At 56.6% G+C, this 2,427-nt stretch carries 2 pseudogenes; both read right to left on the minus strand.

The features are described from left to right. Positions 1-67 precede the first annotated feature (67 nt). Positions 68-460: pseudogene (locus ACSZPU_RS25030) on the minus strand (DMSO/selenate family reductase complex B subunit); the annotation flags it as partial. Between the two features lie 13 nt (positions 461-473). Next, positions 474-2,354, minus strand: a pseudogene (locus tag ACSZPU_RS25035) (DMSO/selenate family reductase complex A subunit); the annotation flags it as partial. Between the last annotated feature and the right edge of the window lie 73 nt (positions 2,355-2,427).

Below are 2,427 nucleotides of genomic sequence, written 5' to 3' on the forward strand. Positions count from 1 at the left end.
GCCTCATTTCTCGCTGCCGTCCAGATCAGATGCATCGCTCTCTGGGCTAAAATCTTGTGACGACACTATCTAAGCAGCCGTCGCATTTGCGCATCACTTTTGCCTGCGCATCAAACTGTGGCGCGCCGTACGGGCAGCGCATTTCGCAGTAACGGCAGCCCACGCAGATCGTGGTATCGACCACCACCAGCCCGTCTTCCTTGCGCTTATGCATTGCCCCCGTCGGGCACCCGGCCGTACAGGTAGGTTCATCACAGTGGTTGCAGGCGATCGACAGATAATAGGTAAAGGTATCGTTGTGCCAGCTTTCGCCCTCTTTCACCCAGTTGCCGCCGCCGTATTCGTACACCCGGCGCAGTTTAGGGCCGACGTCTAAATCTTTGTTGTCTTTACAGCTCACCTGGCAGGTTTTACAGCCTGAGCAGCGCGAGGAGTCAACGTAAAAGCCATATTGTTTCATTGCGGTTCGCTCCTTATGCGCGGGTAATTTCAACCAGGTTGGTATGCTGCGGGTTCCCTTTTGCCAGCGGCGATGGCAGTTGACTGGTCAGGGTGTTAATGCAGCCGCCCACGTCGACACCGTTGCTGTCAAGACGCGTCCACGCGCCCTGTGGCATCGCGGCAACGCCGGGAAGAATGCGCTGTGTCACCTTGCAGGGAATTTCCACCACGCCACGATCGTTAAACACCCGCACGATATCGCCGGACGTTAACTGACGCGCCTGCGCATCAAGGGGGTTAATCCACACTTCGTCCGGCACCGCTTCATGCAATGCAAGAATGTTGGTGTAGGTCGAGTGGGTGTGGCCTTTGGTGTGGAAGCCGCTGAGCTGCAGCGGGTATTTCGCCGTCAGTTCTTTATTCAGGTGTGACTCTTTCACCACGCAGAACTCAGGCACGGCAGGAATGCGGTCGCCTTCCGGCAAAATCCATTTCTGCGCCAGATCCGCCAGCGCCTGCGAGTAGATCTCGATTTTTCCCGATGGCGTGGTCAGCGGGTTGGCCGCCGCGTCTTCACGAAACTCCCAAAACGCGATGCTCTCTTTTTCGGTCGCAATTCGTTGATCAATAACCCCTTTCTCTTTCGCCACCGACCACTCAGGCAGATAGGTTCGCTTAGCCCTGACTTGCTGATAGTGCATTTCTGCCCACTGCGCCTGGGTTCTGCCTTCGGTGTACTTTTCGCGCAGGCCAAGATGTCCGGCGATATCGGCGCACACGTCATAGGTACTGCGCACTTCCCACATCGGCGTGATGGTTTTCTGGATGGCAATCATAAAGTTGTGAGAGCCTTCCGCGTACGAGCTGTCGACCAGATCCTCGGCTTCCAGATAGCTGGTTTCCGGCAGCAGAATGTCAGCGTATTTCGCGCTCGGCGTCATGTGGTTTTCAATCACCACAATGGTTTCACACAGGCTTTCATCCGCCAGAATTTTGCGGGTGCGATTGGTGTCGCCGTGCTGGTTCAACAGGGCGTTCCCCGCCTGATTGAAGAACAGCTTGATGCCGGTTTTGAGCTTCTCAGCCCCTTTCACGCCCATGGTGATAGAGGTCATTTTCTCCGGGTTGAGAATGGCATCTGTCCACAGATAGCAAGGGATTGAGGTGGTTATCGGGTTAGTGCCGAATGGCAGCGACGGCACGCCATACGGGGTGCCGTACGGCCAGTTGCCGTTGTTGGTCCCCTGGCGACCAAAGTGGCCGGTAATGGCCGGGAGCGTTTGGATGGCTCGCACGGTTTGCTCGCCGTTGGCGTGGCGCTGCGGCCCCCAGCCCTGGCAGATATAGCAGGCGCGGGCGCTTGCGATTTCACGCGCCAGTTGTTTGATGCGGGTTGCCGGAATACCGGTGATGTCTGCCGCCCATTCCGGGGTTTTCGCAATGCCGTCCGCCCCGGTGCCCAGCACATAATCTTTGTAGCTGGCGTTAGGGACAGCGTTGGCGGGCAGCGTCGTGCTGTCATAGCCGACGCAGTATTTATTCACTTCCGCTTCGTTGATCAGGTTTTCGCTGATTAACGTATGGGCGATACCGGCCACCAGTGCGGCATCGGTAGTGGGGCGAATCGGCAGCCACTCCGCATGTTCGGTAATTACGGAGTCGGTGTAGCGCGGGTCGATGATCACCACCCGGGCTTTCGAGATCTCCAGTGCACGGCGCAGCTCTTCAACCTGGCCCCCGCCGGACATACGCGTTTCAGACAGATTCAGGCCAAATAAGACGACGAGGTCGGAATGGGCAATTTGGGTGAAGTGGCTGCCCATATATTTGCCGTGTGTATAGGGCGTGGCACTCGCAATTTGCGCGGTGGAGTAGGTATTGTGGTAATTAAGGTAGCTACCGGTCAGATTTAGGGAAGGTGCGATTTAATCGGTGGGGTTCAGTGGAGTCCTTAGCTGTATTAGCCTTACCTTAGCTGAGCTGTAT

This window comes from Phytobacter sp. V69 (assembly GCF_965644215.1).
GTDB lineage: Bacteria > Pseudomonadota > Gammaproteobacteria > Enterobacterales > Enterobacteriaceae > Phytobacter.